The organism is Klebsiella sp. HC6, from assembly GCF_022605325.1.
GTDB lineage: Bacteria > Pseudomonadota > Gammaproteobacteria > Enterobacterales > Enterobacteriaceae > Klebsiella > Klebsiella terrigena.
The window spans coordinates 4928282-4953515 of sequence record NZ_CP093276.1; the positions used below are offsets into that span (position 1 = coordinate 4928282).

Genomic DNA, 25234 nt, shown 5'->3' on the forward strand with positions numbered 1-25234 from the left:
GTTACTTGATTGCGTATTGATTCAGGACGCGAGGCCCAGCGCGCGTTTTACCGGGCCGAAACTGCGCCGATGATGCTCTGTTGCGCCATGCTCTATCAGCTTTTCCAGATGGAAAGCGGTGGGATAGCCTTTATGCTGCGCAAAGCCGTATTGAGGAAATTGCCGATCCAGCGTCACCATCTCCGCATCGCGCGTGACTTTAGCCAGAATAGACGCCGCGCTGATTTCCGCCACCCGGCTATCGCCTTTAACAACCGCCAGCGACGGGGCCGGCAGCGGCGGACAGCGGTTACCGTCAATCAGCACGAACTCCGGCGCGATGTGTAAGCCGGCGACGGCGCGCTGCATGGCCAGCATCGTTGCGTGCAGGATATTCAGCTCGTCAATCTCGTGCGGCTCCGCGCGGCCAAGGCTCCATGACAGAGCCTTCTCTTTGATCTCATCGAACAGCGCCAGGCGACGCTTTTCGCTTAATTTTTTGGAGTCATTCAGGCCAATAATCGGCTTTGCCGGATCGAGGATCACCGCTGCGGTGACGACCGCACCCACCAGCGGCCCGCGTCCAACTTCATCAACGCCGGCAACAAGGTGGGTATGCGGATAGACAAACTCAATCATTTTACTAACTCCAGTACCGCGTCCGCCGCCTGCTCATCAGCATTGCAGCGAATTTGTTGATGCAGCGCGCGGAAGGTGTCGTGCATTTCATGGCTGGTTTTGCCGTCGGCCAGCAGCGGCCTCAGCGCATCGGCGAGCAGCTGCGGCTGACACTCATCCTGCAGCAGCTCTTTAACCAGCTCGCGCCCGGCCAGCAGGTTGGGTAGCGAAACGTAATCGGTTTTCACCAGCCGCTTCGCCAGCCAGAAGGTAAACGGCTTCATGCGGTAGCCAACGACCATCGGACATTTGGCCAGCATGCACTCCAGCGCCGCCGTCCCGGAGGCGAGCAGCGCGGCATCGCTGGCGATCATCGCATCACGCGCCTGACCATCCAGCAGGTGAACCGGGAGATCCGGCGCCGTTTCGGCTTTGATACGTTCAAACTGTTCGCGCCTTTTGGCGTTCACCAGCGGGACCAGCACCTGCAGATCGGGATAGCTGTCGCGCAAAATCTGCGCGGTTTTGAGGAAGTCCGCGCTGAGCATTTCAACTTCTGCCCCGCGGCTCCCCGGCAGCAGCGCCAGGCAGTGCGCGTCCCGGGCAATGCCCAGGCGGTCGCGCGCGGCGCCTTTATCCGGATCCAGCGGCATCGCATCCGCCATAGTGTGGCCGATGAAGCGGCAGGGAACGTTAAATTTGTCGTAAAACGCTTTTTCGAAAGGCAGAAATGCCAGCACCAGATCGGTCGATCTGCCAATTTTGAAAACGCGTTTTTGTCGCCATGCCCAAACGGACGGGCTGACGTAATGGATAGTCCTGATGCCCTGCTTTTTCAGGTTGCCTTCGAGGGTGATATTGAAGTCCGGCGCGTCGATGCCAACAAAAACGTCGGGACGCAGCTCGCCGAAGCGGCGGGTGAGATCGGAGCGAATGTGCAGCAGGCGGCGTAAGCGACCGAGCACTTCAACAATGCCCATCACCGCCAGCTCTTCCATTTCATACCAGGCTTCGCAGCCCTCGGCCTGCATTAGCGGCCCCGCCACGCCAACAAAGCGCGCATCGGGAATGCGCGCCTTGAGCGCGCGGATCAGACCGGCACCAAGAATATCGCCGGAGGTTTCTCCGGCGACCAGGGCAATAGTCAGGGGACGCTGTACAGCCATTAACGAATCAGGCCGCGGGTTGAGCGGGCAAAGAAGTCGTAAAATGGCTGAACTTCAGGATGCTGAGCCGCCAGTTCGGCGATTTCCGGCTTGGCTTCGTCCAGCGTTTTGCCGCTGCGGTAGAGCAGCTTATACGCGTTACGAATTGCGGTGATCGCTTCACGGCTGAAGCCGCGGCGTTTCAGGCCTTCGATGTTAACGCCAAACGGCGTCGCGTGGTTGCCCTGAGCAATAACGAACGGCGGAACGTCCTGCGCAACGCCGGAGCAGCCGCCAACCATCACGTGGGCACCGATGATGCAGAACTGATGCACCGCGGTCATACCGCCGATGATAACGTAATCATCCAGCGAGACGTGCCCGGCAAGGGTCGCGTTATTGGCCAGAATGCAGCGATCGCCAACCGTACAATCATGCGCCACGTGGGCGTTGATCATCAGCAGGTTATCGCTGCCCACCTTCGTTAATCCACCGCCCTGTACTGTACCGCGATGAATGGTGACGCTTTCGCGGATGCGGTTGCGATCGCCAATTTCCACGCGCGTCGGTTCGCCAGCATATTTCAGATCCTGGTTAACTTCGCCGATGGAAGCGAACTGATAGATCTCATTATCGCGGCCAATCGTGGTATGACCGTTAACAACAACATGAGACTTCAGTACGGTACCTTCGCCAATCACGACGTTAGCACCAACAATACAAAACGGACCAATGTGAGCGTTAGCACCGATAACGGCACCTTCTTCTACAATGGCTGAAGGATGAATAAAGGCGGTTTTATCAATCACGTATCAGGCCTCCCGGCTACGCGCACACATCATCGTTGCTTCGCAAACCACTTTCCCGTCAACCGTCGCGACGCCTTTAAAACGCGTCAGGCCGCGGCGAGTTTTCTCAAAAGTGACTTCCATAATCATCTGATCGCCTGGCACTACCGGACGTTTGAAACGCGCTTCATCAATCCCGGCAAAATAGTACAGTTCGCCCGGCTCGAGCTTACCCACGCTTTTGAATGCCAGAATGCCGGTGGCCTGGGCCATAGCTTCCAGAATCAGTACGCCTGGTAAAATCGGTTTACCAGGGAAATGCCCCTGGAAAAACGGCTCGTTAACAGAAACATTTTTTACTGCGCGCAGAAAACGACCTTCTTCAAAATCCAGCACGCGGTCTACCAGCAGGAACGGGTAACGGTGAGGCAGAAGTTCCAGAATCTCTTCAATGTGCAGAGTATGAGTGTCAGTAGTCAAAATACTCTTCCTGTCTAAATATACTAAAAGGCAATAATAACACGGCCTGCGGCAATCTTATGAATGCAACAGGCCGAAAATTTTCACGCTTCACCTTCCAGGCAGCCGCTTTATCGGCTACGTGGCATGATTTCGCGTTTGGCTGGGTGCGCTAATCTTGTTGATTAACCTTGCGCTCAACTGCTTTGAGTCGCTTGCTCATATCATCAATATTCATCACCAGCGCGGCTGTTTTACGCCAAACCTTATTCGGTTGCAGCGGGATACCCGAAGAGTAAACGCCAGGTTCGGTGATAGGACGCATAACCATCCCCATCCCCGTGACGGTCACTTTGTCACAGATTTCCATATGGCCGTTGATCACGCTGGCACCGCCAATCATGCAGTAGCGGCCGATTTTCAGGCTGCCCGCCATGATAACGCCGCCAGCAACGGCGGTATTGTCGCCAATCACGACGTTGTGCGCAATCTGGCACTGGTTGTCGATAATGACGCCATTACCGATCGAGGTGTCATCCAGCGCACCGCGGTCGATGGTAGTACAGGCGCCGATCTCCACGCGATCGCCAATAATGACGCGACCCAGCTGCGGGATCTTCACCCAGTTACCGCGATCGTTGGCGTAACCGAAACCGTCTGCACCGATCACCGTGCCGGACTGGATCAGGCAATTTTCGCCGATCTCAATCTCGTGATAAACGGTGACGTTGGCCCATAAACGCGAGCCGGCACCAATTTTTGTCTTTTTACCAACGAAGCATCCGGCGCCGATAACCACGTTATCACCGAGCTCTACGTCGGATTCGATAACGGCGTTAGGACCGATCGCTACGTTCTTACCCAGCTTCGCCGTGGCATCGATGACCGCGCTGGGCGCGACATTCTGCGCCGGCTGCGGCGTGGTATCAAGTATTTGAGCCATGCGGGCGTAGGTCAGGTAGGGATTACGCACTACCAGCGCGGCGCCGTGGGCAAAAGGTAAATCATCCTGCGTCATAACAACGGCAGAAGCCTGGCAATCGGCCAGGCGATCACGGTATTTAGGATTTACCATGAACGTAATATGGCCCGCTTTTGCGGCCTGCATGGATGCAACGCCGGTGATGACGATATCGCCATCACCGTGTAATTCTGCATCCAACTGCTGCGCAAGATCAGCCAGTCGAATTGAAGGCATTACTTAGTTAACCTGTTTCAGCACATCAGCGGTGATGTCTTTTACATCGCTGCTGTTGTATGCAACGGCATTAGAATCTACAACCAGATCGATGCTCTGGCTGTTCGCTACGCTTTTCACAGCGGTCTGGATACGGGTAACCAGCTTGCCACGTTCTTCGTTAGAACGACGTGAACGATCCTGCTCAAAAGACTGTGCCTTCTGAGAGAAAGTCTGGCGCTGAGCCATTACGTCTTTTTCCAGCTTGGTACGATCGGCGCCCGGCTTCATGGACTGCAGACGCTGCATTTTAGACTGCAGGTCACCTTCCATACGCTGCAGCTCGCTCGCGCGGCCTTTGAACTCGTTTTCCAGCGTATTAGAAACGCCTGTTTTCTGGGCAACCTGTTGGAACAGGCTGTTCATGTTTACCATTGCAATTTTATCTGCCGCCTGTGCGGAAGTTACCATTGCTAAACCCAGACCTGCAGCTAATAACCACTTTTTCACAATTAACTCCTTACCATCCCATGAGTACCCAGGGGTACCGTTATTTGCGTGGCCAGGCGACAACCGAAGTTATCGCCTAAAGTCAGCGCGATACTGCACTTACATTCCTTTGTCGCCCACAGTTACCAGGTTTTACCAATGTTAAACTGGAACTGCTCGGCTTTGTCTCCCTCGTACTTTTTAAACGGTTGGGCGTAGGAGAATACCAACGGCCCCAACGGCGACATCCACTGTACCGCAATACCTGCGGACATACGGATGTTGCTCGGATCGCCATAATCCGGATAGCCACCGTACGCGCTCGAATCCCAGTGCGTATCCCACACGGTACCCATATCCCAGAAGAAGGAGGTACGGACCGAGTTAGCATACTTATCGCTGATAAACGGCGTCGGAGCAATCAGCTCCAGGCTGGCAACCGCCATGGCGTTACCGCCGACCGCATCATCAGACTTACAAGGTGCAGATTCGGTGCTCTTACAGTTGCTGTCATAGTTGTCATCGCCATCGTGACGACTATTGGCCGGGAAATAAACCGCTTTCGGACCAATGGTGTTCGACTGGAACCCGCGCACGGTGCTTGAACCACCGGCGTAGAAGTTCTCGTAGAACGGCATCTCTTTGCCGCCAAGGCCGTCACCGTAACCGAAGCGGGTACGTCCCAGCACAACCCATTTGTGATCGTTATCGATCGGCACGTAGGTCGCGGTATCCAGCGTGGCTTTGTAGTATTCGTTGTCTGAACCCGGAATGGTCACTTTACCATTCAGGTTAACGCGTGAACCTTCCGTCGGGAAGAAGCCGCGGTCCAGCTTGTTATACGTCCAGCCGTAGTTAAAGGTGAAGTCGTTGGCGCTGAATGAGTTTTTATCGTCCGTGTTGCTCGGATATTGACCCATTGAGTTCAGGTAGCGCCACATCGACACCTGCGGCTGCATGTTAGACAGGGAGTTATGGACATAACCCACGCCCGCACGCAGCGTATTGTATTCGTTAACCGGGAAGCCCAGCGTAACGTCCGTACCGTAGCTCTTGTTGGTATAGTCGGACAGGTCCGCATCGTTCGCATCGAAGTCGTTATAGAACACACGACCACCGAGGCTAACGCCATCAACGGTGAAGTACGGGTTAGTGACCGACAGTTCAGTATAGGTCTGGTAATCGTTTTTGGTGCCGTTAATTCCAACGGAATAGCCGGTACCCAACCAGTTGTCCTGCTGAACGCCCGCCTGGAAGCTTACGCCGCTTTCAGTACCGTAGCCGATACCAAAGTTGAAGCTACCGGTGTTACGCTCCTTGACCTTATAGACCACGTCGACCTGATCCGGACTGCCCGGCACGCGCTGCGTATCGGTATCAACGGTTTCGAAATAGCCTAAACGGTTCAGACGATCTTTACCCTGGTCAACCAGGTCGCTGCCCAGCCACGCCCCTTCCATCTGGCGCATTTCGCGACGCAGAACGGAATCTTTCGAGGTGTCGTTGCCTTCAAAGCGAATTTTACGCACGTAGTAGCGGTTCCCCGCATCGACGTTAACGTGCAGCTTCACGGTCTTGTCGGCGTCGTTGATTTCCGGCTGCGACTGTACGCGCGGATAGGCGTAACCGTAGCGACCGAGGAGTTTCTTAATATCATTCTCCATTTTGGTCACTTTGGCGCCGTTATACAGCTCGCCCGGCTCGACTTTGGTCAACGCTTCGATTTCCGCCGAATGCCCCGCCAGATCGCCCGTCACCTGCACGCCCGAGAGCTTGTACTGATCGCCTTCGGTGATGTTCACGGTGATGTAGATGCCTTTTTTATCCGGCGTCAGGCTCACCTGGGTGGAGTCGATGTTGAAACGTGCGTAGCCGCGATCCAGGTAGTAGCTGCGCAGAGTTTCGAGATCCCCTGCCAGTTTCTGCTTCTGGTATTTGCGATCGCCAACCACGTTCCACCACGGCACTTCATCGCGCAGCTGGAAGGTAGAGATCAGTTCGTCCGTGCTGAATGCATGGTTACCGACGATATTGATTTGCTGGATTTTCGCCGAGACGCCTTCCTGGAACACCAGCTTCAGGTCGACGCGGTTACGCGGCAGCGGCGTGACGACAGCTTTTACGCTGGCGCTGTACTTACCGACGCTATAGTAGAAATCTTCCAGCCCTTTCTCGATATCAGCGAGCGTAGTACGGTCAAGGGACTCCCCAACGCGCACGCCGGATGCCTCAAGGTTTTGCTTGAGCATGTCATCCTTCACCGACTTGTTACCGGAGAAAGTGATGCTGGCAATCGTTGGGCGCTCTTTCACCTGCACCAGCAGGGTATCACCATCGCGCAGGACGCGAACGTCCTCAAAGTTGCCGGTGGCAAACAGAGCACGAATGGTGTTACTGATATCATCATCGGTCACCGTATCGCCAGGACGCACTGGCATACTGAGGAGGGCCGCACCAACAGCGACACGCTGCAAGCCTTCGAAATGAATGTCCTTCACCACGAACCCTTCAGCACCGTATACGGTTGCGCTGCTAAACAGCAGCGACGCTATGAGCAACTTTTTCATCGCCATCGTTATTATGCGTTCTTCCTAACAAACTCTCTTACAACCGAGAGAAATCATTGAAAAGTGCAAGCCCCATTAACAACACCAGCAGTATTGAGCCAATGCGATAACTAAAGTCTTGAACTCGCTCGGATACCGGCCCGCCTTTTAGCTTTTCAATCGCTAAAAACAGCAGGTGCCCCCCGTCCAGGACGGGAAGCGGGAACAGGTTGATTATTCCGAGGTTCACGCTTATCAGCGCAAGGAACATCAGATAGTAAATCAACCCAAACTCCGCTGACATTCCAGCCCCCTGGGCGATAGAGATCGGCCCGCTGAGGTTGTTCAGTTTGACATCACCGGTTATCAATTTACCCAGCATCCTGACCGTTAACGACATCAGTTGCCAGGTTTTATCCGTGGCTTCAGCGATGGCGGCAAACGGCCCGTACTGACGAACTGTCTTATATTCATCGGGCAGCGGGATGACCTTAGGCACAACCCCTGCAAATCCCTCAGCCTGACCTTTACTACCGGACTTCGAATCTGGTGTCAGCGTCACTGACAGAGGACTCCCCTGCCGTTCGATGTCCAGAACCAGCGCTTTACCGGGATTATCACGCACCAGATTAACAAACGTCATCCACTGCGTTAACGGTTGACCATCGACTTTAACGATCCTGTCGCCCGCTTGCAAACCCGCCTTCTGCGCTGCCGAATTCGATTGTACTTCTGCCAGAGCCGTATCAACCTGCGCGCTCCGGGGCTGAATGCCCAGCGATGTCACCGGATCCTGTTTGTCCGGTTCGAACGCCCAGTGGCGTAAATCGAGGATTTTATCCTGGCGTTGGCTGGTCCCGAAAGGGGCGACCGAAACTATTGTTTGCTGGTCTCCGATCTTCGTTACCAGCGCCATACGCACAGCATCCCAATCAGGCGTTTCGATGCCATCTATCGCTTTAAGTTCCGTTCCTTTTGCAATTTGTGCGTGTGCGGCAATCGAATCGGGCACTATTTCGCCAACAACCGGACGAACGCCAGGGACGCCGATGATAAACACCAGCCAGTAGGCAAAGATGGAAAAAATGAAGTTCGCGATCGGTCCGGCGGCGATTATCGCTGCGCGCTGACCGACGGTTTTATTATTGAAAGCGTAGTGGCGCATCTCTGGTGCCACCGGCTCGACGCGCTCGTCGAGCATCTTGACGTAACCGCCGAGTGGGATAAGGGCGATAACGAATTCCGTCCCCTGCTTGTCAGAGCGCCGCCATAGCGCTTTGCCAAAGCCGATGGAGAAGCGTTCAACGCGAACGCCGCAGCGACGAGCCACCCAGAAATGGCCAAACTCATGCACGGTGATCAATACGCCCAGCGCAATGATAAAGGCGGCCAAATTCCAGAGAACGCTTAGCATAAAACCTTCCGTCAAATCGTCCTGAAGACCAACAATAGCAGACACGCGAATACCGGTACCGCCGCCGTCAGGCTATCGATACGATCCAGAATTCCGCCGTGTCCGGGAATCAGATGCCCGCTATCCTTGATGCCGGCCTCTCGCTTAAACATACTTTCCGTCAGATCGCCGAGCACCGAAGCCAGCGCCGCAACGATAGAGCAAATGAGCAGTACCGCCGGCGTTACGTCGAGATTCGCCCACTGGCCGTACGCCCAGGAAATAACTGCTGCGGTAACCAGCCCGCCAAAAAAGCCCTGCCAGGTTTTGCCCGGTGAAACCTTCGGCGCCAGCTTGTGCTTACCGAACATTTTGCCAAACATATAGGCACCGGAGTCCGCGCCCCAAACCAGAATCATCACGTACAGTAGCCACAGCGCGCCGCTGTAGTGGTTATCCGCGTAGTGCCAGGCGCGCAGCGTCAGCATGCCCCAGAAGAACGGAACAATGGTCAGAATGCCAAAAACCAGGCGCAGCGTTTTAGAGTTCCGCCATAAGGCAGCGGAAGCCGGGTAGGAAAGGACCAGCAGCAGGGCCGCAATCCACCAGCCCAGCGATGCCCATAGCGACCCCTCAACCACCGGTTGATGGACGTCATAGTGATACTCAGGCATCAGGAAAAGCATCAGCGCCAGCAGCAGGCCGCAGAGCAGCGCCAGCCAGACGCGTTGGGTCGTTGAGGTGAAGCCGCTCAGTTGCCCCCACTCCCACGCGGCGAGCATACAAACGACCAGCGTGACGATGGCGAAACCCGCAGGCGGCAACAGGAAAAGCGCCGCAATCACCACGGGGATCAAAACAAAAGCCGATATCAGGCGATACTTCAGCAAAAGTGACCCCCATCAGGCATTGCTGCCACCCGGCTCAGTGCCGCCGAAACGACGCTCTCGATTAACAAAGGCATGGAGTGCACCTTCAAAGTCCTGTTCAGCAAAATCGGGCCAAAGAACATCGGTAAAGTAAAGTTCGGCATAGGCAATTTGCCAAATCAAAAAATTACTGATTCGATGCTCTCCCCCGGTCCTAATAACTAAATCTACAGGTGCCAGTTCATGCATACAGACCTGCTGACTCAGCATGTCTTCCGTGATCTGTTCGGGCTGAAGTAACCCGTTTTTTACCTGTTCGGCCAGATTGCGGACGCCCTGAATGATATCCCAGCGCCCACCGTAGTTCGCCGCAATATTCAGCGTTAAGCCCGTGTTGTTCTCAGTGAGCGCTTCCGCTTTGCGGATCCGCTCCTGCAGGCGAGCATTAAAACGCGTGGTTTCGCCGATGATCCGCAGGCGAACGTTATGCCGGTGCAGGCTTTTGACTTCGCTATCCAGCGCCCAGACGAACAGCTCCATCAGCGCGCTGACTTCCTGCGCCGGACGGTTCCAGTTCTCACTGCTGAATGCGTATAACGTCAACGCTTCAATACCATTGTTCGCCGCGAAGGAAACTGCGCGACGGACTGACTTCGCTCCGGCCTTATGGCCGAATGCGCGAATTTTCCCTTGCTGTTTCGCCCAGCGTCCGTTGCCATCCATAATGATGGCGACATGACGGCAGCCATGCACAGGTGATATTTCGCTGACAGTTTGATTAGCAGACAACATAACGCGTTTTAAGTCCATAATAAGGATTAGCCACGCCGCTAAACGCAAGCAACCGGTCAGCGCTATATACGCATTTTTATCCAGTGCCGAGGCCGCGGCTAATCGCAGAGAACAACCAAGAGCTTTACGCAAAAAAGCCGTGTCATGCCACGGCCACCGCAATCTTAGACAACGATCGGGTGGCGCAGACTATATCACTGAAGCCCAGCGCCCACAAATATCACAACGTATTGCGTCGGTCAGCCCCGCGCCGCCAGATGTTTCAGCTGCCGGTGAGCAGCGGCTCTCGCCTGAGCATCGATAATCAGAACTTCTTCAATGCTTTGCGGCTCATCCAGCGCCAGCTGCTCCAGCACCGCCAGGTTAACCGCCGCAATATCGGTGAAGCGAATCTCCGTAGCGAGGAACGCGGCTACCGAAATTTCATTGGCAGCATTCAGCGCCGTCGTCGCTGCCTGACCGACATCAAATGCCTCCATCGCCAGCTTCAGGCACGGATAGCGTCCGTAATCCGGCGCGGCAAAGCTCAGATTGCTTAGACGGCAGAAATCCAGCGCTTCAGCCCCGGAGTTCAGGCGCTGCGGCCATCCCATGGTGTGGGCGATCGGCGTACGCATATCCGGCTCACCGAGCTGTGCGAGAACGCTGCCATCGCGATAGCGCACCATTGAATGGATAACGGACTGCGGGTGAATCAGCACTTCCATCTGCTGCGCCGAGGCGTTGAATAGCCAACGGGCTTCGATATACTCCAGCCCCTTATTCATCATCGTGGCGGAATCGACAGAAATTTTGCGTCCCATTGACCAGTTAGGGTGGCGGCAGGCCTGATCCGGCGTCATCGCCGCCAGCTCAGAGATTGCTGTTTCCCGGAAAGGACCACCGGAACCGGTCAGCAGAATCGACGAGACGCCGTTCTGCGTTAAGTCAGCGTATCCCAGATTGTGTTGAATTGTTTCCGGCATACTCTGAAAAATAGCGTTATGTTCGCTATCAACGGGCAACAGGCGCGCGCCGGACTGCTGCACGGCGTCCATAAACAGACGACCGCAGGTCACCAGCGCCTCTTTGTTGGCCAACAGCACCGTTTTTCCGGCGCGAATGGCCGCGAGCGTAGGAACCAGCCCTGCGGCACCGACAATCGCCGCCATGACCTGGTCAACGTCATCCAGCGCGGCGACTTCCGCCGCGGCGTGCTGACCGCTCAGGACTTCGGTACGGCTGGCGCGTTCGCGCAGTGCAATACGCAGAGACTCGGCGCTTTTCGCATCCTCCATGACCGCGTAGCGGGGGGTGAATTCCAGACATTGTTCAACCATACGGTCGACATTTTTCCCCGCGACCAGCGCGGCGACGGAAAAGCGATCGGGGTTATGGCGCACGACATCCAGCGTGCTGCAGCCAATTGAACCGGTCGAACCGAGAACGGTTAAGTGCTTCATGAGGCGTCCAGAAGAAGTAAGACAGGATAAAAAAAACGCCGCCAGCAAGCCCTCGCGCATCAGCAGTCAGGAGGCGGGCAGGCAATGTATCGCCTTCAACAAGAGTGCCGAAGGCTACAGGGCCGACCTTTTCAACGCAATTCCTGGAGCTGAGCGTTCGGTCTTCTGTACGGCGTTTCAGACTGTACGTCCGTCCCGTTCATCAAACGGCAATGAGGACGGGCATAACGGCAGGAAATCAGAACTGCATCAGTTCCGCTTCTTTATCTGCCAGCGCCGCATCCACTTTCTTAATGGCGGCGTCAGTCATTTTCTGCACGTCGTCCTGAGAACGGCGATCGTCATCTTCGCTGATCTCTTTGTCTTTCAGCAGCGCTTTCACTTTATCGTTAGCGTCGCGACGAACGTTACGTACCGACACGCGAGCCTGCTCGGCTTCTGCGCGTACGATCTTGGTCAGATCTTTACGACGCTCTTCGGTCAGCGGAGGCAGCGGAACGCGGATATCGCTGCCCGCAGAGCTTGGGTTCAGACCGAGGTCAGAAGCCATGATCGCTTTTTCAACGGCCGGGCTCAGGGAGCGGTCGAACACGTTGATTTTCAGAGTACGGGAGTCTTCAACCGTTACGCTTGCCAGCTGACGCAGCGGCGTAGGCGTACCGTAATACTGCACGACGATGCCGTCCAGCAAGCTGGGGGAAGCACGACCCGTGCGTATTTTGCTGATTTGGTTTTTGAACGCTTCAACGCATTTTTCCATGCGCACTTCAGCATCTTTTCTGATGTCGTTAATCACGTTACTAATCCTTGGAAACTTGTCTCAGGCAGACTAAACGCCGCACAGCTGCTATCAGGTGAGCTAAGTATAGTCCCGTTTAATTCATGACGACGCCCTGGGCGCGTCTGAGTAAAAAGCCGCTACTAAGGTAGAGCGGAATCTTACCTTCATTTCTACACAAAATCATTCACGTTGTATCGAGGCGACGGCGGAGCGAGCTCCCCCCAGCAGCTTACTGAAGTCAGCGGCTGAGGTGAGCAAAGACGGCCAACGCAGAGACGGTCTGAACGGTGAAGCGTATTACGGAAATTATTCCGTAATTAACGTACCTTCTTTTTCGCCCATCACCACGCGGCGCAGCGCGCCGGGTTTGTTCATGTTGAATACGCGAATCGGCAATTTATGGTCACGCGCCAGGGTAAAGGCGGCCAGATCCATGACTTTCAGCTCTTTATCAAGCACTTCGCTGTAGCTCAGCTGATCGTACATGGTGGCAGACGGGTCTTTAGCCGGGTCGGCGGTAAACACGCCGTCGACTTTGGTCGCTTTCAGCACCACGTCAGCTTCAATTTCAATCCCGCGCAGGCAGGCTGCGGAGTCGGTCGTGAAGAACGGGTTGCCGGTACCCGCAGCCAGAATAACGACGCGGTTATTACGCAGCAGGCTGATCGCCTCTGCCCAGCTGTAGTTATCACAAACGCCGTTCAGCGGAATCGCTGACATCAAGCGAGCGTTCACATAGGCGCGATGGAGGGAGTCACGCATTGCAAGGCCGTTCATGACCGTTGCCAGCATGCCCATGTGGTCGCCCACAACGCGGTTCATTCCCGCTTTCGCCAGACCAGCACCACGGAACAGGTTACCGCCACCAATCACTACGCCAACCTGAATACCCAGTTCAACCAGTTCTTTGATTTCCTGAGCCATACGGTCAAGTATGCTTGCATCAATACCGAAGCCTTCCGAACCCTGCAGAGCTTCGCCACTTAACTTAAGCAGAATACGTTTGTAGACGGGTTTTGCATTGGTAGCCATGTTTCTTTCCTGAGACTGTCAACGAGTGAGATGAGTTAATTCTGGCGACATTGTATGTCGCTTTTCAGCGCAGCCACTATAAGGGTTGGCTGAATTTACAAAATGGGCACAAAAAGAAGCCGCCCTCAGGCGGCTCCTTTTAAAAAATTAAGACTGCTTGGACATCGCAGCAACTTCTGCTGCAAAGTCAGTCTCAACTTTTTCGATGCCTTCGCCCACTTCAAAGCGGATGAAGCCAGTCACGTCTGCGTTGTGCTCTTTCAGCAGCTGAGCAACAGATTTGCTTGGGTCCATAACGAAAGGCTGGCCGGTCAGAGAAACTTCGCCGGTGAATTTCTTCATGCGGCCTTCAACCATTTTCTCTGCGATTTCTTTCGGCTTGCCGGACTGCATCGCGATGTCCAGCTGAACCTGGTACTCTTTCTCTACCACTTCAGCAGAAACGTCTTCCGGCTTAACGAATTCTGGCTTGCTTGCAGCGATGTGCATAGCCAGCTGTTTAACCAGCTCCTGATCTGCGCCTTTAGCGGCAACCAGAACGCCGATACGTGCGCCGTGCTGGTATGAACCCAGAACTTCGCCTTCCAGGGCAGCAACGCGACGGATGTTGATGTTTTCACCGATTTTAGCAACCAGCGCAACGCGCTCTTCTTCGAACTGTGCTTTCAGCACTTCAACATCAGTGATTTTGCCAGCAACCGCTGCGTCCAGTACTTTGTTAGCAAAAGCCTGGAAACCGCCATCTTTCGCTACGAAGTCAGTCTGGCAGTTAACTTCCAGAATGATGCCGTAGGTACCGTCGATCTTGGTGATGATCACGCCGTCAGCAGCAACGTTACCTGCTTTTTTCGCCGCTTTGATCGCGCCGGATTTACGCATGTTTTCGATTGCCAGCTCGATGTCGCCGTTAGCTTCAGTCAGCGCTTTTTTGCAATCCATCATGCCTGCGCCAGTACGTTCGCGCAGCTCTTTTACCAGGGATGCGGTAATTTCAGCCATTCTTTAATCCTCGGGAGAGATATGACCTGCCTGGTTCCAGGAACCAAACAGGTTTAAAAGTGAAAAAGGGGCCAAATATAGGCCCCTATTTATACACGGTACTAAATAAGGGCTAGACCTTATTATTCAGCTTCTACGAAGCTTTCTTCCGCTTGAGAAGCCAGATCCTGAGAACGACCTTCACGCACGGTTGCAGCTACTGCACCCAGGTACAGGCTAACAGCGCGGATTGCATCGTCGTTACCCGGGATAACGAAATCTACGCCGTCCGGATCGGAGTTAGTATCAACGATAGCAAATACCGGGATACCCAGGTTGTTTGCTTCTTTGATAGCGATGTGTTCGTGGTCTGCATCGATAACAAACAGTGCGTCCGGCAGGCCGCCCATGTCTTTGATACCGCCCAGGCTGTTTTCCAGCTTGGCCAGTTCACGAGTACGCATCAGCGCTTCTTTCTTGGTCAGCTTCTCGAAAGTACCGTCCTGGGACTGAGTTTCCAGGTCTTTCAGACGTTTGATGGACTGACGAACGGTTTTCCAGTTAGTCAGCATACCGCCCAACCAGCGATGGTTCACGAAGAACTGATCGCAGCTGTTAGCAGCGTCTTTTACCGCTTCGCTTGCAGCGCGCTTAGTACCAACGATCAGGATCTTGCCTTTACGAGCAGAGATCTTGTTCAGTTCAGCCAGAGCTTCGTTGAACATCGGTACAGTTTTCTCAAGGTTGATGATGTGAACTTTGTTACGCGCGCCGAAGATGAAAGGCTTCATTTTCGGGTTCCAGTAACGGGTCTGGTGACCAAAGTGAACACCAGCCTTGAGCATGTCGCGCATGGAAACAGTTGCCATGTTTAAAACCTCTATAGATAAAGTTGGGGTTATGCCTCCACGTATCCCATATTACCGACCCCAAAGGGCACCCCGGAATATGTGTCGATACGTGTGTGTTATATACACAAAGTGAGATTTGTCGCTTCAGTCCATCCTGTGTAGTACGAAATGGAACGGAAGTCCGGCGCGCTTTATACCACAAAACAGGACTGGACACCAACTCTTGTTGACGCTGAGTGCTGTTAATGATTCTCAATTTGGCACCAGGTCGCCCGGACTGTTAACATTGGCGGGACTTACTCTATTATTGTCGAAAAAATCGACACAGCTGGACACAATCCATGGCTATTTCTATCAAGACATCTGAAGACATCGAAAAAATGCGCGTCGCGGGCCGCCTGGCCGCCGAAGTGCTCGAAATGATTGAACCCTATGTAAAACCGGGCGTCAGCACCGGCGAGCTGGACCGCATCTGCAACGATTACATCGTCAACGAGCAGAAAGCGATCTCCGCCTGCCTCGGCTACCACGGCTTCCCGAAATCGGTGTGTATCTCGATTAACGAAGTGGTATGCCACGGTATCCCGGACGATGAAAAACGGCTGAAAGACGGCGATATCGTCAACGTTGACGTCACGGTCATTAAGGATGAGTTCCACGGCGACACCTCCAAAATGTTTATCGTCGGCAAACCGACGATCCTCGGCGAGCGTCTGTGCCGCGTCACTCAGGAGAGCCTCTATCTGGCCCTGAAGATGGTCAAACCCGGCATCAACCTGCGGGCCATCGGTGCGGCGATTCAGAAGTTTGTCGAAGCGGAAGGTTTTTCCGTGGTGCGTGAATACTGCGGGCACGGCATTGGCCGCGGCTTCCATGAAGAGCCGCAGGTGCTGCACTACGACTCGCCGGAGACCAACGTGGTGCTCAAGCCGGGAATGACCTTTACCATCGAGCCGATGGTCAACGCCGGCAAGAAAGAGATCCGCAGCATGAAAGACGGCTGGACGGTGAAAACGAAAGACCGGAGCTTGTCTGCCCAGTACGAGCATACTATTGTGGTGACGGATAACGGCTGCGAAATTCTGACGTTACGCAAGGATGACACCATCCCGGCGATAATCTCGCATAACGAATAACGAAAAGCCGGCGCCCGCCGGCTTTTTTATGACGGGCTTCCTGCCCGTCACCCTACGGGCCGCCGCGGGCGACGTTAAAAATCGCTCCCGGCGATTTTTTATGACGGGCTTCCTGCCCGTCACCCTACGGGCCGCCGCGGGCGACGTTAAAAATCGCTCCCGGCGATTTTTTATAGGCGATATTTTTTTCTTATGGTGGCGCGATGAGCAACTCTTTACCTGACACTCTCCCCCCTGCCCTCTCGGGCCAACCTGAGAATCCGGGCGCCTGGCCGCAGGATGATTTGAACTGCGCGGCGATTAAGACCCATCTCGAGCTTTTCCAGCGCTGGCTGGGTGAGGCTTTCGATGCCGGCACCGCCGCCGAGCGGCTGATTGAAGCCCGCACCGAGTTTATCGACCAGCTGCTGCAGCGCCTGTGGGTGGAGTACGGCTTCGGCTCGGTTTGCGACACGGCTCTGGTGGCGGTAGGCGGCTACGGTCGCGGTGAACTGCACCCGCTCTCCGACGTCGACCTGCTGATCTTAAGCCGCAAAAAACTCTCCGACGAACGGGCGCAGAAGGTCGGCGAGCTGCTGACGCTGCTGTGGGACGTCAAGCTGGAGGTCGGGCACAGCGTGCGCACCCTCGAAGAGTGCCTGCTGGAAGGCTTATCCGACCTCACCGTCGCCACCAACCTGATCGAATCGCGCCTGCTGATCGGCGACGTCGCGCTGTTTCTTGAGCTGCAAAAGCACATTTTTAGCGACGGCTTCTGGCCGTCGGAGAAATTCTTCGCCGCCAAGGTAGAAGAACAGAACGAACGCCATCAGCGCTACCACGGCACCAGCTATAACCTCGAGCCGGACGTGAAAAGCAGCCCCGGCGGCCTGCGGGATATCCATACCCTGCAGTGGGTCGCCCGCCGCCACTTCGGCGCCACCTCGATGGATGAGATGGTCGGCTTCGGCTTCCTGACGGAGGCGGAGCGCAACGAGCTTAACGAATGCCTGCACCAGCTGTGGCGAATTCGATTCGCCCTGCACCTGGAGCTAACCCGCTACGATAACCGCCTGCTCTTCGACCGCCAGCTCAGCGTTGCCCGTCGCTTAGGTTATGAAGGCGAAAGAAACCAGCCCATCGAGCACATGATGAAGGATTTCTTCCGCGTCACCCGGCGAGTCAGCGAGCTGAACCATATGCTGCTGCAGCTGTTTGATGAGGCCATCCTGGCGCTGACCGAAGATGAAAAGCCGCGGCCGATTGACGATGATTTCCAGCTGCGCGGCTCGCTTATCGATCTGCGCGACGATACGCTGTTCATCCGCGAGCCGCAGGCTATTCTGCGCATGTTCTATATTATGGTGCGCAACAGCAGCATCACCGGCATCTACTCCACGACGCTGCGCCACCTGCGCCACGCGCGCCGCCACCTGACGCAGCCGCTGTGCTATATCCCGGAAGCGCGAACCATTTTTCTCAGCATGCTGCGCCACCAGGGTGCGGTGAGCCGCGGGCTGCTGCCGATGCATCGCCACAGCGTGCTGTGGGCATATATGCCGCAGTGGTCGCATATCGTCGGCCAGATGCAGTTCGATCTGTTCCACGCCTACACCGTGGACGAGCACACAATCCGCGTGCTGCTGAAGCTGGAGAGTTTTGCCAAAGAGGAAACCCGCAGCCGCCACCCGCTGTGCGTTGAGCTGTGGCCGCGCCTGACCCATCCTGAGCTGATTCTGATTGCCGCCCTGTTCCACGACATTGCTAAAGGCCGCGGCGGCGATCACTCGGTGCTGGGTGCTCAGGACGTCCTGAAGTTTGCCGAACTGCACGGCCTGAACTCGCGAGAAACTCAGATGGTCGCCTGGCTGGTTCGCCATCATCTGTTAATGTCCGTCACCGCCCAGCGCCGTGATATTCAGGATCCCGAGGTCATCAAACAGTTCGCCGAAGAGGTGCAGACGGAAAACCGCCTGCGCTACCTGGTGTGCCTGACCGTGGCCGACATCTGCGCTACCAACGAAACCCTGTGGAACAGCTGGAAGCAGAGCCTGCTGCGCGAGCTCTATTTCGCCACCGAAAAACAGCTGCGCCGCGGAATGCAAAGCACGCCGGATATGCGCGAACGGGTTCGCCATCATCAGCTGCAGGCGCTGGCGCTGCTGCGGATGGAAAACATCAATGAAGAGGCCCTGCATCAAATCTGGAACCGCTGCCGGGCCAACTACTTCGTGCGCCACACGCCAAATCAGCTCGCCTGGCACGCGCGTAATTTGCTCCGGCACGATCTCAATAAACCGATGATCCTGCTCAGCTCGCAGGCCACGCGCGGCGGTACCGAAATCTTTATCTGGAGCCCGGACCGCCCGTATCTCTTCGCCGCCGTCTGCGGTGAACTTGACCGCCGAAATCTGAGCGTGCACGACGCCCAGGTCTTTACCACCCGCGACGGGATGGCGATGGACACCTTTATCGTGCTCGAACCGGACGGCAGTCCGCTCTCCGCCGATCGCCATGAGATGATCCGCCTCGGGCTCGAGCAGACCATTACCCAGCGCAGCTGGCAGCCGCCGGCCCCGCGTCGGCAGGCGGCAAAATTACGCCATTTTTCCGTCGCCACCGAGGTCAATTTCCTGCCCACGCATACCGACCGAAAATCGTTTCTTGAGCTGATTGCGCTCGATCAGCCCGGCCTGCTGGCCCGAGTCGGCCAGGTCTTCGCCGACCTCAATATTTCCCTGCACGGGGCCAGAATTACGACAATTGGTGAGCGAGTAGAAGATTTATTTATAATCGCCACGGCAGACCGGCGTGCGCTTAATAATGAGCTGCAACAAGAAGTACAACAACGGTTGACAGAGGCCCTCAATCCAAACGATAAAGGGTAACGAACTTTTATGTGTAATAGAGAAAGAGTAAACAATGCAGCAATTACAGAATGTTATTGAGTCCGCCTTTGAGCGTCGCGCCGACATCACGCCGGCAAATGTGGATACCGTAACCCGCGAAGCGGTTAACCAGGTCATTTCCCTGCTTGATTCCGGCGCTCTGCGTGTCGCTGAAAAGATCGATGGCCAGTGGGTCACCCACCAGTGGCTGAAGAAAGCGGTTCTGCTCTCTTTCCGTATTAACGATAACCAGGTTATCGACGGTGCGGAAAGCCGCTACTTCGATAAAGTACCGATGAAATTCGCCGACTACGATGAAGCGCGTTTCCAGAAAGAGGGCTTCCGCGTGGTTCCGCCGGCAGCCGTTCGCCAGGGCGCGTTCATTGCCCGCAACACCGTGCTGATGCCGTCCTACGTCAACATCGGCGCCTACGTTGACGAAGGCAGCATGGTTGATACCTGGGCTACCGTCGGCTCCTGCGCGCAGATCGGTAAAAACGTGCACCTCTCCGGCGGCGTGGGTATCGGCGGCGTGCTGGAACCGCTGCAGGCTAACCCAACCATCATCGAAGATAACTGCTTTATCGGCGCGCGTTCTGAAGTTGTCGAAGGCGTTATCGTCGAAGAGGGCTCCGTTATCTCCATGGGCGTGTACCTGGGCCAGAGCACCAAAATCTACGACCGCGAAACCGGCGAAGTCTTCTACGGCCGCGTACCGGCCGGCTCGGTGGTGGTTTCAGGCAACCTGCCGTCGAAAGATGGCAAGTACAGCCTGTACTGCGCGGTGATCGTGAAGAAGGTTGATGCGAAAACTCGCGGCAAGGTCGGCATTAACGAACTGCTGCGTACCATCGACTAAGCAGTATAAAAAGCGGGAGATATCCCGCTTTTTTTATATTTGACGCTGGCGAAGATTGGTTTTTTCGTTAATTATTCAAAGGTTATGATGATATCAAAGGTACCGTTATGTACGATAATCTGAAAAGTCTTGGCATTACCAATCCTGATGAGATCGATCGCTATAGCCTGCGCCAGGAAGCTAACAACGACATTCTGAAAATCTATTTTCAGAAGGACAAAGGCGAGTTCTTCGCCAAAAGCGTTAAGTTTAAGTATCCGCGTCAGCGTAAGACCGTGGTCGCCGATGGCGTAGGCCAGGGCTATAAAGAAGTGCAGGAGATCAGTCCCAACCTGCGCTACGTTATCGATGAACTCGATCAGATCTGCCAGCGCGATCGCACTGAAGTCGATCTGAAGCGTAAGATCCTTGACGATCTGCGTCATCTGGAAAGCGTCGTCACCCATAAGATCAGCGAAATTGAAGCCGATCTGGAAAAACTGACCCGCAACAAGTAAGTCTGCCCCCTTCCCTGGCCGGCGATGCCCGTCGGGGCTATGTGTACAGCCGCCCGGATAAGGCGTTCTCGCCATCATCCGGGATTATTCCCTACCTCTGTTCATCCAGCTGCAGCGCAATATAGAGCAGCAGCCGATCGTCAAAACTGCCCAGATCCAGCCCCGTCAGCTCTGAAATACGATTCAGCCGATACTCCAGCGTATTACGATGAATAAACAGCGCCTTCGAGGTCGCCAGCGGCTGAACGTTATGGCGAAACCAGGCCTGCAGCGTGCGTCTCAGCAGGCCGTTATTGTCCATCGCCTTCAGGCGAACCAGCGGACGGGCCAGCTCGTTGGCCTGCCAGCCGCCGCGCAGGCTATCGAGCAGCACCGGCAGCATCAAATCCTGATAAAAATAGCTCCGGCTCTCCGGCATGCGCTCCTTGCCGACCATCATGGTGGTGCGGGCGGTACGATACGAACGCGCGATGCTCCCGGGCCCGGTAAAGAAGTTGCCTAACGCCACGCGGAAACGCAGCTGGCCGTTTTCCTTCATTCTGGCGATAAGCTGATCAACCCGTTTACAGTGATCTTCCGCATCCCAGCGGCCAAAGGCGTTGAGCGCGGGCTTAAGAACCACCATCTCCGTTAATGATACAATCGCCACCAGGTTATTGCGATCCGGGGTGGTCAGAGCCGTCTGCAGCTGCTGCAGCTCCGCCATGGCGCTATCCACGCCCAGCTGGCCGCTATCGACCTCAATCATTGCCACCACCCGCGGCTGATTCAGGTCGATTCCCAGGCGCTGCGCCCATTCGGTGAGCGCCGGGGTGTTCTCTTCCGCCTGAATCAGGTTCATCACCAGCTCTTCACGCAGGCGGCTGTCCTGAGCCAGCAGGTGCATCAGCCGGGACTGCTCCAGCATCATCTCTGCGGTCATGCATACCAGCTCGCCATACTTGCGCAGCGTTTCAGGCTCGCCGGTCAGGCCGATGACGCCGACGATTTCCCCTTCCAGACGCAGCGGCAGGTTGATCCCCTGGCGTACCCCGTGCAGGTGACGGGCCACCGCATCATCGATATCGACAATACGTCCCTGCGAGAGGACCAGCAGCGCGCCTTCGTGCAATTCACCAATACGCTCACGATCGCCGCTGCCAATAATGCGCCCACGGGCATCCATTACGTTGATATTGGTATCAATGATGCGCATGGTACGCGCCACAATATCCTGCGCCATTTTGGTATCAAGATGCCAGCCAGCCATGTAACCCTCCCGTGAGCAGGGCATCAGCATAAAAGAGTTGGGTTAGCGCTGCATTGTGCGTATGCACAAAGCGCGGGAGAGAAGTATGGAGTTGTGGAAGGAATCACAGAATGACGGTTCGCCAGCGGTACAGGGTAAAAAAAGCCCCTTCCCTCGGGCGAGGAGAAGGGGCCGGTGTAGCCGACAGAGATTACTGCATCAACAGGTAGATAGTGCTATCACCGCGCTGAATATTCAGCGCCAGCACCGACGGTTTAGCGTCGAAGATTTTGCGCAGGTCGGCAATATTCTTCACCGGCTGCTGGTTAGCGCCGACGATAATATCGCCTTTCTTCAGGCCAATCTGCGCCGCAGGGGTCCCGGCCTTGACGTTATTGACCGTCACGCCTTTATCCTGGCCCTTGTTGCTCATTTCAGCCCCTTCGATACCGTTGAAGATGCTGCTGGAGTCAACCTGGGTCTGATTGCTCTGCTGCAGCTCAACGGTCGCGGTGACCGGTTTGCCATCGCGCACCAGGCCAAGCTCGACCTTGCTGCCGATAGGCATCGTTCCGACCTGCGCACGCAGTGCGGCAAAGCTGCTGATCGGCTTACCGTTCAGCGAGGTAATCACGTCCCCGGCCTTGATACCGGCTTTCGCCGCGGCAGAGCCCGGCATCACCTGGCTGACGAAGGCACCGCGCTGGGCATCGACCTTCATCGCTTTTGCCAGCTCAGAGTTCAGCTCGGTCCCCATGATCCCCAGCTCACCGCGTTTCACCTGGCCATATTTGACCATCTGCTCGGTCAGGTTTTTCACCATGTTGCTCGGGATAGCAAAGCCGATGCCGATGTTGCCGCCGTCCGGCGCGAGGATCGCGGTATTGATACCGATCAGCTCGCCGTTCAGGTTCACCAGCGCGCCGCCGGAGTTACCGCGGTTAATCGCCGCATCGGTCTGGATAAAGTTTTCGTAGTTTTCCACGTTCAGGCCGCTGCGGCCGAGAGCGGAAACAATACCGGAGGTCACGGTTTCACCCAGACCGAACGGGTTACCGATCGCCACGGTGTAGTCGCCGACGCGCAGGGCGTCGGAGTCAGCCAGCTTGATTGCCGACAGGTTTTTCGGATCCTGAATCTGAATCAGCGCGATATCGGAACGCGGGTCTTTACCCACCACTTTGGCGTCAAACTTGCGCCCGTCGCTGAGCTGCACTTTGATGGTCGTCGCATTGTCCACAACGTGGTTATTGGTGACGACATAGCCTTTCGCCGCATCAATAATGACCCCGGAGCCCAGCGCCATAAATTTCTGCTGCTGGCCGCCGTCAGCCGGCGCGCCGCCGCCCTGCCCGCCGCCCTGACAGAACGGAGAGCTTTGGAACGGTGAACCGTCCTGGCAGAACGGCGAGTTGTCGCCGAAGAACTGCTGGAAGTTACGCGGCATCCGCGGCGTGTTCACGGTGGTGCTGCCTTCAACGTTGATGCTGACGACCGACGGCATGACTTTTTCCAGCATCGGGGCCAGACTTGGCATCTGCTGCGCATTGGTCGCCGAAGAAGCTGTTTCTGCCGCGCTCGCAGAGAGCGGGGATAACGCCAGACCTAAACTCAGAGCCAGTGCACTCATTGCTAACGTGGTTTTTTTCATATGTCTCATATCTCGATTTTAGATAACGCAGAATTGCTATGTAAGTGACTATCAGAGTCATTTTATCGCGCTAAGTTCCGGAATTAAGCACTGCCAAAAAGTAAAAAATTATTGTCCGTCTTTACAAAACCTGTACCTATTCTACCGCCATCAGCCGCCGATATTCATCCCATGCATACAGGTCCGTCATCCCGCTAATATAGTCCTGGATCAGGCGGCAGCGATAATAGTATTCCATCAGCGGAAACTCTGCGGAATCTGCCGGAATTTTGTTTACTGCCTCCACGTAGGCCAGCCGATGTCGCGTGGAAAGTTTCTGAAATAGTCGCGAAGCGATAGGCAGACTTCTCACTCTCTCTTTTTCGACTAATAAGCTGAACTCCTCCAGCGACAATTTCAGAAGCGGCTTATAGATGTCTAACAGCCCGCTAATAACGCGATAGCCCTGCAATTCCAGCTGCTCAACATCCGGATGGCTAAACACATGTTTTATCGCCACGTTTTTATATAGCTCCAGCAGCTGACTGCAGTCGCTATCATCCTCAAGCAGCGCGTGATTAAAATCACCGGTAAAAATCTTCGCGATGTTATCTATAAAGCGTCGGGCCGCATACGGCACCAGTTTATTTAGCGTATTCACCCGTAAATACATAAAGAACTGATCTTCTGTACTCCGACTTAGGGAATTAGAACGTGATTTTTCCCACGCATTTTCTACCACCTGGGAAAATAACGAACCTTTTTCATGCTGCCCCCACGCGTCGTACAGATGCTGATAGAGTTGCTCTACGCTGAAAATTCGTTTTTCTACCGCATCTTCAAGATCGGCGACGCAATATGAGATATCGTCCGCCGCTTCCATAATCCACGTTAAAGGAAAGCGATTGTAAGGAGCCAGATCCAGTTCTTTACGTAACCTCGCAATATAGCCTTCTTCGGCTAAATAATAACCAGGCTTCTTCATTAAATAGCTGTGGCTGGCAGGCGCGTCACCGCGCCACCAGGCCGGGCGGGTATATTTAAGAATACAGCCAACCTGCGCCCAGGTAAGATTCATTCGCATTAGCGTATGTACTAAACGAATCCCCTGCGCGTTGCCCTCAAACCAGCATAGATCCTGGCGGATCTTACCGCGCAGCGCGTTCAGTGACTCCTCGTCCGGCCGCAGGCGCAGCACCTCCACCGTGCAGCGATCGTTGGGCAGCGCTTCGTTAGCCGCATCCTCCGGCGCGAGGCGCTGGCTGAACCAGTCATTGATTGCCGCCTCGCCAAAATGGCCAAACGGCGGGTTGCCGATGTCGTGCATCAGGCACGCCATCTCGACGATGCTCTCGAACGGCCCGCCGAGCTCATCCAGGCCGTAGGCCGTCAGCAGCTGCTGCTCCTTCAGCCGGCTCAGCACCTCTTTGGCAATGTAGCGTCCAACCTGCTGCACTTCGAGAGAGTGGGTAAGCCGGGTGCGCACCGCCGCGTTGCGCTCCAGCGGAAAGACCTGGGTTTTCTGCTGTAAACGGCGAATGGCCGGGGAGTTAATAATGCGCCCGCGATCGCTTTCGAAAATACGCAGGATTTCACGCTCAGTTTCGACGCCCTGCGGCGAGCGATAGCGTCGGCGCCAGTTAATCTTGTTGCGAAAATCAATCTTTGCCATAGCCTC

General features: G+C 55.4%; 22 protein-coding genes. 4 read left to right on the forward strand and 18 right to left on the reverse strand.

Translation table 11 applies throughout. From position 1 onward, the window contains the following. Positions 1–21 precede the first annotated feature (21 nt). From rnhB to rpsB, 15 genes are all read right to left on the reverse strand, one after another. A complete protein-coding gene (gene rnhB / locus MMW58_RS23900; RefSeq protein WP_045859735.1) occupies positions 22–618 on the reverse strand; it encodes a ribonuclease HII in 597 nt (198 codons plus the stop codon). Further along, positions 615–1763 carry a lipid-A-disaccharide synthase gene (lpxB, locus tag MMW58_RS23905; protein WP_241722249.1) on the reverse strand — a complete coding sequence of 383 codons (1149 nt, stop codon included), beginning with the start codon at positions 1761–1763 and terminating at the stop codon, positions 615–617. The genes rnhB and lpxB overlap by 4 nt, the downstream gene beginning before the upstream one ends. Continuing rightward, positions 1763–2551: an acyl-ACP--UDP-N-acetylglucosamine O-acyltransferase gene (lpxA, locus tag MMW58_RS23910; RefSeq protein ID WP_045859740.1), complete on the reverse strand. Its 789-nt coding sequence runs from the start codon at positions 2549–2551 to the stop codon at positions 1763–1765. The genes lpxB and lpxA overlap by 1 nt, the downstream gene beginning before the upstream one ends. A 3-nt stretch (positions 2552–2554) precedes the next feature. Next, on the reverse strand, positions 2555–3010 hold the full coding sequence (gene fabZ, locus MMW58_RS23915; RefSeq protein WP_004098761.1) for a 3-hydroxyacyl-ACP dehydratase FabZ: 456 nt from the start codon (positions 3008–3010) through the stop codon (positions 2555–2557). 151 nt (positions 3011–3161) lie between these two features. Next, positions 3162–4187: a UDP-3-O-(3-hydroxymyristoyl)glucosamine N-acyltransferase gene (lpxD, locus tag MMW58_RS23920; RefSeq protein ID WP_041144137.1), complete on the reverse strand. Its 1026-nt coding sequence runs from the start codon at positions 4185–4187 to the stop codon at positions 3162–3164. A 3-nt stretch (positions 4188–4190) separates the two neighbouring features. After that, the gene (gene skp, locus MMW58_RS23925) at positions 4191–4676 is read right to left on the reverse strand and encodes a molecular chaperone Skp (protein ID WP_041144136.1); all 486 of its coding nucleotides are present in this window, start codon (positions 4674–4676) and stop codon (positions 4191–4193) included. Positions 4677–4798: 122 nt separating this feature from the next. Beyond that, the gene (gene bamA / locus MMW58_RS23930; protein WP_041144135.1) at positions 4799–7228 is read right to left on the reverse strand and encodes an outer membrane protein assembly factor BamA; all 2430 of its coding nucleotides are present in this window, start codon (positions 7226–7228) and stop codon (positions 4799–4801) included. Between the two features lie 31 nt (positions 7229–7259). Continuing rightward, positions 7260–8615, reverse strand: coding sequence for a sigma E protease regulator RseP (gene rseP, locus MMW58_RS23935; protein ID WP_241723775.1), 1356 nt, complete (start codon positions 8613–8615; stop codon positions 7260–7262). 11 nt (positions 8616–8626) lie between these two features. Next, entirely contained in the window at positions 8627–9484 is an 858-nt protein-coding gene (cdsA, locus tag MMW58_RS23940; protein WP_241722250.1) for a phosphatidate cytidylyltransferase, read from the reverse strand. Positions 9485–9496: 12 nt separating this feature from the next. Next, positions 9497–10255 carry a (2E,6E)-farnesyl-diphosphate-specific ditrans,polycis-undecaprenyl-diphosphate synthase gene (ispU, locus tag MMW58_RS23945; RefSeq protein WP_041147522.1) on the reverse strand — a complete coding sequence of 253 codons (759 nt, stop codon included), beginning with the start codon at positions 10253–10255 and terminating at the stop codon, positions 9497–9499. A gap of 239 nt (positions 10256–10494) precedes the next feature. Beyond that, a complete protein-coding gene (gene ispC / locus MMW58_RS23950; protein ID WP_241722251.1) occupies positions 10495–11697 on the reverse strand; it encodes a 1-deoxy-D-xylulose-5-phosphate reductoisomerase in 1203 nt (400 codons plus the stop codon). Positions 11698–11935: 238 nt separating this feature from the next. Further along, a complete protein-coding gene (gene frr / locus MMW58_RS23955; protein WP_041144131.1) occupies positions 11936–12493 on the reverse strand; it encodes a ribosome recycling factor in 558 nt (185 codons plus the stop codon). Between the two features lie 291 nt (positions 12494–12784). Further along, positions 12785–13510 carry a UMP kinase gene (gene pyrH, locus MMW58_RS23960; RefSeq protein ID WP_041144130.1) on the reverse strand — a complete coding sequence of 242 codons (726 nt, stop codon included), beginning with the start codon at positions 13508–13510 and terminating at the stop codon, positions 12785–12787. 147 nt (positions 13511–13657) lie between these two features. Continuing rightward, complete coding sequence (gene tsf, locus MMW58_RS23965) at positions 13658–14509, reverse strand: translation elongation factor Ts (protein ID WP_095103655.1); 852 nt, start codon at positions 14507–14509, stop codon at positions 13658–13660. Between the two features lie 122 nt (positions 14510–14631). Next, a complete protein-coding gene (gene rpsB / locus MMW58_RS23970; RefSeq protein ID WP_041144128.1) occupies positions 14632–15357 on the reverse strand; it encodes a 30S ribosomal protein S2 in 726 nt (241 codons plus the stop codon). Between the two features lie 323 nt (positions 15358–15680). Between rpsB and map the strand changes: the two genes are divergently transcribed. The 4 genes from map to MMW58_RS23990 all read left to right on the forward strand — a co-directional run bounded on the left by map (position 15681) and on the right by MMW58_RS23990 (position 20698). After that, a complete protein-coding gene (map, locus tag MMW58_RS23975) occupies positions 15681–16475 on the forward strand; it encodes a type I methionyl aminopeptidase (protein ID WP_041144127.1) in 795 nt (264 codons plus the stop codon). Positions 16476–16678: 203 nt separating this feature from the next. Next, positions 16679–19342: a bifunctional uridylyltransferase/uridylyl-removing protein GlnD gene (glnD, locus tag MMW58_RS23980; RefSeq protein WP_241722252.1), complete on the forward strand. Its 2664-nt coding sequence runs from the start codon at positions 16679–16681 to the stop codon at positions 19340–19342. A 34-nt stretch (positions 19343–19376) separates the two neighbouring features. Continuing rightward, positions 19377–20201 carry a 2,3,4,5-tetrahydropyridine-2,6-dicarboxylate N-succinyltransferase gene (gene dapD, locus MMW58_RS23985; RefSeq protein ID WP_004872026.1) on the forward strand — a complete coding sequence of 275 codons (825 nt, stop codon included), beginning with the start codon at positions 19377–19379 and terminating at the stop codon, positions 20199–20201. Between the two features lie 107 nt (positions 20202–20308). Further along, entirely contained in the window at positions 20309–20698 is a 390-nt protein-coding gene (locus tag MMW58_RS23990; protein ID WP_004858100.1) for a DUF3461 family protein, read from the forward strand. 91 nt (positions 20699–20789) lie between these two features. Here MMW58_RS23990 and MMW58_RS23995 read toward each other — a convergent pair whose 3' ends face one another. The 3 genes from MMW58_RS23995 to dgt all read right to left on the reverse strand — a co-directional run bounded on the left by MMW58_RS23995 (position 20790) and on the right by dgt (position 25228). Further along, positions 20790–21947 (reverse strand): CdaR family transcriptional regulator, encoded by a 1158-nt coding sequence (locus MMW58_RS23995; RefSeq protein WP_041144125.1) that lies wholly within the window; start codon positions 21945–21947, stop codon positions 20790–20792. Positions 21948–22137: 190 nt separating this feature from the next. Further along, the gene (gene degP, locus MMW58_RS24000) at positions 22138–23577 is read right to left on the reverse strand and encodes a serine endoprotease DegP (RefSeq protein WP_123710056.1); all 1440 of its coding nucleotides are present in this window, start codon (positions 23575–23577) and stop codon (positions 22138–22140) included. Positions 23578–23713: 136 nt separating this feature from the next. Continuing rightward, on the reverse strand, positions 23714–25228 hold the full coding sequence (gene dgt / locus MMW58_RS24005; protein WP_241722253.1) for a dGTPase: 1515 nt from the start codon (positions 25226–25228) through the stop codon (positions 23714–23716). Positions 25229–25234 lie beyond the last annotated feature (6 nt).

Excerpts from the sequence above, each read along its gene's own strand:
- rnhB (WP_045859735.1), bottom strand. The coding sequence starts at position 618 with ATGATTGAGTTTGTCTATCCGCATACCCACCTTGTTGCCGGCGTTGAT.
- lpxB (WP_241722249.1), bottom strand. The coding sequence starts at position 1,763 with ATGGCTGTACAGCGTCCCCTGACTATTGCCCTGGTCGCCGGAGAAACC.
- lpxD (WP_041144137.1), bottom strand. The coding sequence starts at position 4,187 with ATGCCTTCAATTCGACTGGCTGATCTTGCGCAGCAGTTGGATGCAGAA.
- bamA (WP_041144135.1), bottom strand. The coding sequence starts at position 7,228 with ATGGCGATGAAAAAGTTGCTCATAGCGTCGCTGCTGTTTAGCAGCGCA.
- rseP (WP_241723775.1), bottom strand. The coding sequence starts at position 8,615 with ATGCTAAGCGTTCTCTGGAATTTGGCCGCCTTTATCATTGCGCTGGGC.
- ispU (WP_041147522.1), bottom strand. The coding sequence starts at position 10,255 with ATGTTGTCTGCTAATCAAACTGTCAGCGAAATATCACCTGTGCATGGC.
- ispC (WP_241722251.1), bottom strand. The coding sequence starts at position 11,697 with ATGAAGCACTTAACCGTTCTCGGTTCGACCGGTTCAATTGGCTGCAGC.
- pyrH (WP_041144130.1), bottom strand. The coding sequence starts at position 13,510 with ATGGCTACCAATGCAAAACCCGTCTACAAACGTATTCTGCTTAAGTTA.
- tsf (WP_095103655.1), bottom strand. The coding sequence starts at position 14,509 with ATGGCTGAAATTACCGCATCCCTGGTAAAAGAGCTGCGCGAACGTACT.
- rpsB (WP_041144128.1), bottom strand. The coding sequence starts at position 15,357 with ATGGCAACTGTTTCCATGCGCGACATGCTCAAGGCTGGTGTTCACTTT.
- map (WP_041144127.1), top strand. The coding sequence starts at position 15,681 with ATGGCTATTTCTATCAAGACATCTGAAGACATCGAAAAAATGCGCGTC.
- glnD (WP_241722252.1), top strand. The coding sequence starts at position 16,679 with ATGAGCAACTCTTTACCTGACACTCTCCCCCCTGCCCTCTCGGGCCAA.
- dapD (WP_004872026.1), top strand. The coding sequence starts at position 19,377 with ATGCAGCAATTACAGAATGTTATTGAGTCCGCCTTTGAGCGTCGCGCC.
- MMW58_RS23990 (WP_004858100.1), top strand. The coding sequence starts at position 20,309 with ATGTACGATAATCTGAAAAGTCTTGGCATTACCAATCCTGATGAGATC.
- MMW58_RS23995 (WP_041144125.1), bottom strand. The coding sequence starts at position 21,947 with ATGGCTGGCTGGCATCTTGATACCAAAATGGCGCAGGATATTGTGGCG.
- degP (WP_123710056.1), bottom strand. The coding sequence starts at position 23,577 with ATGAAAAAAACCACGTTAGCAATGAGTGCACTGGCTCTGAGTTTAGGT.
- dgt (WP_241722253.1), bottom strand. The coding sequence starts at position 25,228 with ATGGCAAAGATTGATTTTCGCAACAAGATTAACTGGCGCCGACGCTAT.